The sequence below is a fragment of the Clostridium sp. genome, assembly GCF_051278035.1.
In the GTDB taxonomy this organism is placed as follows: Bacteria; Bacillota; Clostridia; order Clostridiales; family Clostridiaceae; genus Clostridium_AD.
This window is the reverse complement of record NZ_JBNMNU010000186.1, coordinates 1-7,936: the sequence shown is the minus strand read 5'-3', so window position 1 is coordinate 7,936 and position 7,936 is coordinate 1. Positions and strand designations below refer to the sequence as shown.

The following is a 7,936-nucleotide window of genomic DNA, read 5'->3' as shown; positions in this document are numbered from 1 at the left end:
ATATGTGATGAACTTAAGAGGTTTGGAAGTCAGCTAGTAATTGTTGATGGTGCCCTTAATAGAAAAACCTTCGCTTCCCCATCAATTACTGACGCTACAATTTTATCAACTGGAGCAGCGCTGTCAAGAAGTATGATGAAAGTCATAGAAGAAACCAGTCATACGGCCCAACTACTATCATTAGAAAATGAAAACGATATGAGCATATTGAAGCTGGCCAAGGAAATTTTGCGCATTGGAAGAATAGGGATTATTCGCAGAGATAATACTATAAAAATGCTAGATGTACTTACATCATTAGGATCTTCTAAGGAAATTGTTGGGCATTTAGATGGAAATACAACCTGTGTAGTTATTAAGGGTGTAGTTTCGGATAAACTTTTGGAAGATATCATGGCATCGACAAATGGATATAAAGGAGTGATTTTCCTAGTTGAAGATGGAACAAAGGTGTTTTTGACTAGGGACATCTTTTATAAATTCAAAAAACAAGGTGGGGTCATAAAAACAATAAATAAAATTAATATTGTATGTGTTACATCCAATCCCAAATCACCTTATGGGTATGAATTTGATAAACATCAGTTTTTAGATGGACTTAGGAATAATTTAAACGTACCTGTATTTGATGTGATCGGAGGGGAGTAAAATGAAATTTTTAGATGAGCAGCAGAGAGAGCAAATTGGATTTTCTTTTGTTATGGACAAACTTGGTATAATTACTTCTTACGGGCTTCACGAAAGAAGAAATATTAAGCCATTTAAATCTTCAGAAATAAATAAATTAACCCATGAATTAAATGGCATAGAAAATATAATTAAATCAATGAATTCTCATATTGAAGAGTATAATGTCATAGGAAGAATATTTTGTAGACTCAAAGATATTAGAAATTCTATTAAAAGATGTAGTGAAGTACAAACATTAGATGAAGTTGAATTATACGAAATTAAATATTTTTCAATATTAGTATCAGAATTAAAAAATGTATTGGAGAAATTACACCTTGATATAAGAGAGGTTCATCTAAACTCTTTAGAAGAAATTATTTCTATCTTAGACCCACAGGGGAAGGGAATACCTACTTTTTACGTTTATGATGAATATTCCGAAACATTGAAATTCGTAAGGGATGCTAAAAAACAAAAGGAAAAAGAAATCTTTACTTCGAAAAACCAGGAAAAAACAAATCAGTTAAAACAGCAACGGTTAGATTTAGTTATTGAGGAAGAAGAAGAAGAATTAAGAATTAGAAAAGAGTTAACATTTCAAATTTCTAAAGAAACTAAGGTTATAAACCAGAATATAAAAGCTATAGGTAGATTAGACTTTTTAATTGCTAAAGCGAATTTATCCATTGCTTATAATGGGACAAGGCCAGAAATTTGTGATGAAATGAAAATTAACCTTGATAGTGCCTTTAATCCTAAAATTAATGGGATATTAGAAAAAGGTAATAAAGTATTTACCCCAGTTAGTATAGATCTAAATGCGGGTACAACTATTATAACTGGTGCTAATATGGGTGGGAAAAGTGTTACACTAAAGACTATTGTTCTGAATTTACTACTTGGTCAAATGGGCTTTTTTGTATTCGCAGAAAAAGCACAATTTCCAATATTAGATTTTATTCATTTTGTATCAGATGATATGCAATCCATTTCCAAGGGGCTCAGTACATTTGGAGCAGAAATAATAAAGTTAAAAGATGTGGTAGAGTGTGCAAAAATGGAGAATGGATTTATAGCCTTAGATGAGTTTGCTAGGGGTACTAACCCAAAAGAAGGATACTACCTTGTGAAATCTCTGTCTAAATACTTGTGTAAATTTCAATCGGTTAGCTTAATCTCAACTCATTATGATGGAGTAGTTGAGGCTAATATGGAACACTACCAAGTAATGGGACTTAAAAAAGTAGACTTTAATGCTCTGAAATATAAGATAGATGAAAATAAAACTCATTCTGTAGAAATAATACAAGAGCATATGGATTACACGCTAGAGAAGGTTTCAAAAGAAAATGAAGTTCCAAAAGATGCACTTAATATAGCAGTATTATTAGGTCTTGAAAATGAAATAATAGATATTGCAAAAAGTTTTTATAATGAGGAGGACTAAAATGGAAAGCAAATTAAATTTAAATTGGGCTGTGGTTGAAAAAGCTAGACAATCAGCTAAAAACATAGCAAAAGACACTCAGGAATTTATTGACATACATACCACAGTAACAGTAGAAAGGACTGTGTGTAGACTTTTAGGTATTGATGGGGTAGATGAGACTGGAGTACCGATTCCAAATGTAGTAGTGGATAACATTAAAAATGGTAATGGATTAGCACTTGGTGCTTCGATGTTTATTGGGAATGCTATGGTTGAAACTGGTCTTTCCCCACAAGAAATTGCGGTAAAAGTATCAAAAGGTGAAATGGATTTAACTAAACTTTCTATGCATGATGAATTTGAAATTAAAATGGCTGTAGATAAAGTGGCTAAAGCTATGGTTACTAAAATTAGTGATAATAGAGGAAAGAGAGAATCGTATCTTGAAAAATTCGGTGATAAGACTGGTCCACTCCTTTATGCAATAGTTGCTACAGGTAATATTCACGAAGATATAACCCAAGCATTAGCAGCTGCAAAGCAAGGCGCAGATGTAATAGCAGTTATAAGAAGTACTGGTCAAAGTTTACTCGACTTCGTTCCCTATGGAGCTACAACAGAAGGTACTGGAGGTACACTTGCAACACAAGAAAACTTCAGACTTATGAGATTAGCACTTGATGAGGTAGGAGAGGAACTTGGAAGGTATATAAGGCTTTGTAACTATTGTTCTGGTTTATGTATGCCTGAAATAGCAGCTATGGGAGCTATAGAAAGACTAGATGTAATGCTTAATGATGCACTATATGGAATCCTTTTCAGAGATATTAATATGCAAAGAACTATAGTTGATCAATATTTTTCAAGAATAATAAATGGATTTGCTGGAGTTATAATAAATACCGGAGAAGATAACTATTTAACTACATCAGATGCAGTAGAAGAAGCTCACACTGTACTTGCTTCTCAATTTATAAATGAGCAATTTGCATTGGTTGCTGGAATACCAGAAGAACAAATGGGACTTGGACATGCATTTGAGATAAGCCCAGAAGTTGAAAATGGTTTCTTACTTGAACTCGCACAGGCACAAATGGCACGAGAAATTTTTCCGAAAGCTCCACTAAAATATATGCCTCCAACTAAGTTTAAGACAGGAGATATATTTAAGGGACAAGTACAAGATTCATTATTCAACATGGTTACTGTTATCACAGGACAAAAATTACATCTACTTGGAATGATTACAGAAGCAATACACACTCCATTTATGTCAGACAGAGCGATATCAATAGATAATGCTCAATATATATTTAGAACTATGAAGGATTTAGGATCTGAAATCACCTTTAAATCTGGTGGCATAATGGAAACAAGAGTGGACGAAGTATTAAATAAGGCTGCAGATTTAATTGGAGAAATTGAAAAAGATGGTTTATTCAGCACACTTGAGCAAGGGAAATTTGCTGGGATTAAGAGACCTCTAGCTGGTGGAAAGGGTCTTGCAGGAGTTGTAGAAAAAGAAAAAACTTACTTCAACCCATTTATAGAGTTAATGTTAGGAGGGAATGAATAATGAGCGAAGGACAATATTCATTAGAAGTTAAAGATTATGATAAAAATTTAGATTTAACAAAGCTTAACCCCTATGGAGATACTATGAATGATGGTAAGGTTCAAGTGAGCTTTACACTTCCAGTAGAGGATAATGAAAAAGGAGCAGAAGCTGCAATACAACTTGCAAAATCTATGGGGCTCAAAGATCCAAACTGTGCTCATCATGGTTCTTTGGATAAAGAATTTAGTTTCTATGTGATTTATGGTTCATTAACACATACTGTAAACTATGAAGAAATTCATGTTCAAATCGTAGAAGGTGAAGTAATGGATATGAGTGAGGTTGGAGAATATATAAGTGAAAATATTAAACGTGAAGTTGTAATAATTGGAGCTAGTACAGGTACAGATGCTCATACAGTTGGTATAGATGCTGTAATGAACATCAAGGGATTTGCAGGGCACTATGGCCTTGAGAGATACCCTATGATAGAAGCTTATAATTTAGGAAGTCAAGTTGAGAACGAAGAATTTATTAAAAAAGCTATTGAGCTTAAGGCAGATGTTCTTTTAGTTTCTCAAACAGTTACTCAAAGAGATGTGCATATCCAAAACCTTACAAATTTAGTGGAATTATTAGAAGCTGAAGGAATTAGAGATAAAGTTATTTTAATTTGTGGAGGTCCAAGAATAACTCATGAACTTGCAAAAGAGCTTGGATACGATGCAGGTTTTGGACCTGGAAAATTTGCTAACGATGTAGCAAGTTTTGCTATTACTGAAATGGTTGCTAGGGGGCTTTTTTAAAAGAATAACCCTTATCTGGAATGCAAACTTTAATTGATAGTATTAAGGGGGTGTGTAGTAACGGGAAATTATGTCCTGTTACTACACACCCCCCTAAACACGTGTAATATAAATGATTAACGAGTTTTCATTTTGTTATTTTAATAAAAATATAAAGTGCAACTGCTATGAGAGCAGAGTGATTATTTATAAATTAGAAAACGATTTTCAAAAAAGTTTCATTCTTATGAAACTTTTTTAACTTTTTATCATCTAATCTATGTAAAACACTTATAAAAATCTATAAATGTTAATACTGAGGTGGGATAAAATGAAAGCGCGTTCCAAAGAAAAATTATTTGCAATTTCAGGTATGGTAATATTAATAGTTGGAATTATTTTAACTAATACATTATTCATAGGGTAGAATAATAAGGATAAATTTAGGCTTATTTTTTATTGAAACTGTAACATTTCTTCGTTAATTTCATACTATAGCACTATAAGAAATTTTAGGAGGGTAAATTTGCAAATCCTAAAGATAGGATCTAGAGGAACAGCTGTGATGGAAATACAATCATTACTAAACAAAATAGGGTATGATGTAGGGTCACTCGACGGGATATACGGACCTAAAACTGCAGCGGGAGTACAGAAGTTCCAAAGATATTTTAGCTTAGTACCTACAGGAGTACTAGATGAAGTTACTTATAAGCTTATGAATAGATTCTTAATAGGTTATGATACTTATAGAATTAGACCGGGAGATACACTATATCTTATAGCAAGGAGGTATGGCACAACTGTTCTAAGTATAATTACTGCTAACCCTGCAATAAATCCTAATAATTTGCAAATAGGGCGGGAAATTATAGTTCCTTATTCATTAGAGGTGGTTTATACAAATATTGATTATACTTATGATATTATGAAAAGAGATTTAGAAGGTCTAAAGGCTAGATATCCATTTATTCAGGTTGCAAGTGCAGGCAAGAGTGAACTAGGGAGAGAACTGTATTATGTAAAACTTGGCAATGGACCTAATAAAGTTTTTTACAATGGAGCTCATCACGGTATTGAATGGATAACAAGTATGCTTTTAATGAAGTTTATTGAAAATTTTTCTAAAGCTTATGCTTCAGGTCAAAATTTAGAAGGATATAATCTTAAGGATATATGGAACAATAGTAGTATATACGTAATACCTATGGTAAATCCAGATGGGGTTGATTTAGTGCTTAATGGATTAAATAGGGGCAACCCATACTACAATGATTTAATTGTGTGGAATAATGGGAGTACTGATTTTTCTAGAACTTGGAGTGCTAATACTCGAGGCGTTGACCTTAATCATAACTATGATGCTATGTGGCAACAGTCGAAGGAAGCAGAAAAAACCTATGGTGTATTTGGACCAGGGCCTACAAGATATTCAGGTACTGCACCAGAATCAGAATCAGAATCTAAGGCCGTAGCAGATTTCACGCGGAAGAACAATTTTAGATTGGTAATAGCCTATCACAGTCAAGGGGAGGTAATATACTGGAATTATCAAAATTTGGCTAGCTCGGAGGCGAGGAGAATAGGAGAGATATTTTCTAGTTTAAGTGGTTATCAATTAGAAGAGACCTATGGGATTACAAGCTATGCAGGATATAAAGATTGGTTTATAGAAAAATATAGAAGGCCTGGGTACACCGTTGAAGTTGGATTTGGAGAAAATCCTCTTCCGATAAGCCAGTTCAATGGAATTTATAAGGATAATATCAAAGTACTACTTGAGGGGGCATTAGTTTAACTATTTATAAATATAGATAATCATCAAGGTTCGGTATGGATTATGTACGAAAAGTATCTTTCGCATTCTACATGCCGAACCTTTAGAAGTTAATAAAATAAATTTCATATCTTTTTATTCATCGTTATCTATAAATTCTCCCCAAGCTGCATAAAGAACTTCAAGTTCTTTTTCAGTATTTGTAATTTGATTATTTATATCCTCACATCTACTAGGATTTGAATAAATCTCTTCAAGGCAAAGGTCATTCTGAAATTTTTCTAATTCTTGTTCTATAGATGAGATGCTATCTTCTATAGATTTAAAATCTGTTTTCTTTTGTTTTTCTAGTTTTTCAACCTCTCTCTTTTTCTTTTTATTAAAATTAATTTGTGTTTTTGAAAGGCCTACATGGTCTTCTTCTACTTGAAACCTTTGAGGGTTTTTCTTTTTTTCTATATAATAGTTATAATTACCTAAATATTCTTTTAGCCCATCTTGGTTTAATTCAAGTATTTTAGTGATTACCTTGTTTAGGAAATATCTATCATGAGATATTACAATAACGGTACCATCATACCCTAGTATTGAATCCTCTAAAGCTTCACGAGACATAATATCTAAGTGATTTGTTGGTTCATCTAATAGTAAGAAATTCGCTTTAGATAGCATGATTTTTAGCAGGTTTACCCTACATCTTTCTCCGCCACTTAGAGAAGATATATTTTTAAATACGTCTTCACCTAGAAATAGGAATGCAGCAAGAGAAGTCCGAAGCTCTGTAGTAGTAAGCTTAGGAAATTCATCCCAAACCTCATCTATTATAGTTTTTTCTTCATTTAAATCTGATTGTTCTTGGTCATAATATCCTATAAAAATACTTTTTCCTAATACTTTTATGCCGGTATCACTTTTAAGTTTATCCATTATAATTTTAAAAAGAGTGGTTTTACCTCGCCCGTTTTCTCCAATAAGAGCGATTTTTTCTGACCTTTTTATATCCAAATCCAAATTTTCGAACAAAAGATTGGATCCAAATCGTTTTGATAAATTTTCTATATGAAGAACATCATTACCACTTTTGATTTCTGTTTCAAAGTTAATATTAGTTCCCCTAGGATCTTTATCAGGAGAATCAATCCGCTTAACTTTGTCTAAGGATTTTTGCCTGCTATCTGCAGCTCTTACACTTTTCTCTCGGTTAAAGGATCTATATTTAGTTATAATATCTTCTTGTCTTTTTAATTCTGACTTCTGTAAATTGTATGCTTTTAATTGAATAGCATAATTTATCTTCTTTAGATCAATAAAACTTGTATAGCTTCCATTATAACAATCTACATGACCATTAATAAGTTCAAAAGTTCTATTAGTAATAGCATCCAAGAAAAATCTATCATGGGAGATTATAAACATAGTTCCTTTATAGGATATTAAATAATCTTCTAACCATTCTATAGCACTTAAGTCTAGGTGGTTAGTAGGTTCATCAAGTAAAAGTATATCCGGGCTTTTAAGTAGTAATTTACATAATGCAACCCTAGTCTTTTGTCCACCGCTTAATATGCTTATTGGTTTATTATAATCATCTTCCATAAAGCCAAGGCCTTTTAGAACTCTACTAATTTCAGATTTATATGTGTATCCTCCACGATTATTGTAAAGTTCAGAAGTTAATGTATATTCTTTTATTATTTTATTATGATATTCTTCTC

Annotated in this window: 5 protein-coding genes and 1 pseudogene; 5 read left to right on the top strand and 1 reads right to left on the bottom strand. The window is 32.5% G+C overall.

What is annotated here, in order from left to right; all coding sequences use genetic code 11:
- The 5 genes and pseudogenes from ACJAX4_RS19960 to ACJAX4_RS19940 form a co-directional block, all read left to right on the top strand.
- Positions 1-648, top strand: a pseudogene (locus ACJAX4_RS19960) (hypothetical protein); the annotation flags it as partial.
- Position 649: 1 nt separating this feature from the next.
- Positions 650-2,119, top strand: coding sequence for a MutS-related protein (locus tag ACJAX4_RS19955; RefSeq protein WP_435791190.1), 1,470 nt, complete (start codon positions 650-652; stop codon positions 2,117-2,119).
- Position 2,120: 1 nt separating this feature from the next.
- On the top strand, positions 2,121-3,677 hold the full coding sequence (locus ACJAX4_RS19950) for a lysine 5,6-aminomutase subunit alpha (RefSeq protein WP_435791189.1): 1,557 nt from the start codon (positions 2,121-2,123) through the stop codon (positions 3,675-3,677).
- Positions 3,677-4,465, top strand: coding sequence for an OAM dimerization domain-containing protein (locus tag ACJAX4_RS19945; protein WP_435791188.1), 789 nt, complete (start codon positions 3,677-3,679; stop codon positions 4,463-4,465). The genes ACJAX4_RS19950 and ACJAX4_RS19945 overlap by 1 nt, the downstream gene beginning before the upstream one ends.
- A gap of 505 nt (positions 4,466-4,970) precedes the next feature.
- On the top strand, positions 4,971-6,242 hold the full coding sequence (locus tag ACJAX4_RS19940; RefSeq protein ID WP_435791187.1) for a M14 family zinc carboxypeptidase: 1,272 nt from the start codon (positions 4,971-4,973) through the stop codon (positions 6,240-6,242).
- 114 nt (positions 6,243-6,356) lie between these two features.
- Here ACJAX4_RS19940 and abc-f read toward each other — a convergent pair.
- A partial coding sequence (gene abc-f, locus ACJAX4_RS19935) for a ribosomal protection-like ABC-F family protein (protein WP_435791186.1) occupies positions 6,357-7,936 on the bottom strand: 1,580 nt, incomplete at its 5' end.